We start from the raw sequence: 569 nt of genomic DNA, 5'->3' as shown, positions 1-569 counted from the left end.
CATCGCCTATTAGCAACAGCAGGGCTGTCTGCTAGCTGGAGCCTAACTATGCAGAACAGATTAGAACATCGGCGAATTGAAGAGTTCAGCCATCGGCTGTTTGGCAAACGGGGTTGATATAAAGAGGTAAGTAATGCGATATGATTTAAATGACCTCTACTATTACGTTAAAGTTGTTGAACATGGCGGGTTTTCACAAGCGGGTCTTGCTTTGGGGATCCCGAAATCTAAGCTGAGCCGTCGCATTGCTGATCTTGAGCAAAAACTCAATGTTTCTTTAATTTACCGCTCAACTCGCCAATTTCATGTGACTGAAATCGGTCAAACCTTTTATCAGCAATGTAAAAACGTGGTTGAGGAAGCGGAGTTAGCTGAAGAGTTGATTTGTTCTGTACAAACTCAACCTAAAGGAACCATTAAACTATCTTGTCCTATCGCGTTATTACAGGTGTATATGCAAGATCTGCTCATCGATTTTATGGTTAAGTGTCCTGAAATCAATAGTCAGATTTTAGCGGTTAATCGTCCTGTGGATGTCATCAGTGAGGGGTTAGATTTAGCGCTTCGAC

General features: G+C 42.2%; 2 protein-coding genes. Both read left to right on the top strand.

Translation table 11 applies throughout. The annotated features are described in order from the left end of the window. A partial coding sequence (locus tag ABN217_RS19960) for a 3-alpha domain-containing protein (protein WP_349459962.1) occupies positions 1-117 on the top strand: 117 nt, incomplete at its 5' end. A 16-nt stretch (positions 118-133) separates the two neighbouring features. Then, positions 134-569, top strand: a 436-nt coding sequence (locus ABN217_RS19955) for a LysR family transcriptional regulator (RefSeq protein WP_349459961.1), incomplete at its 3' end; no start/stop codon positions are given.

The organism is Proteus sp. fly-1067, assembly GCF_040139345.1.
Classification (GTDB): domain Bacteria; phylum Pseudomonadota; class Gammaproteobacteria; order Enterobacterales; family Enterobacteriaceae; genus Proteus; species Proteus vulgaris_B.
The sequence above is the reverse complement of the archived record's forward strand: the minus strand, read 5'-3'. Positions and strand labels throughout refer to the sequence as shown.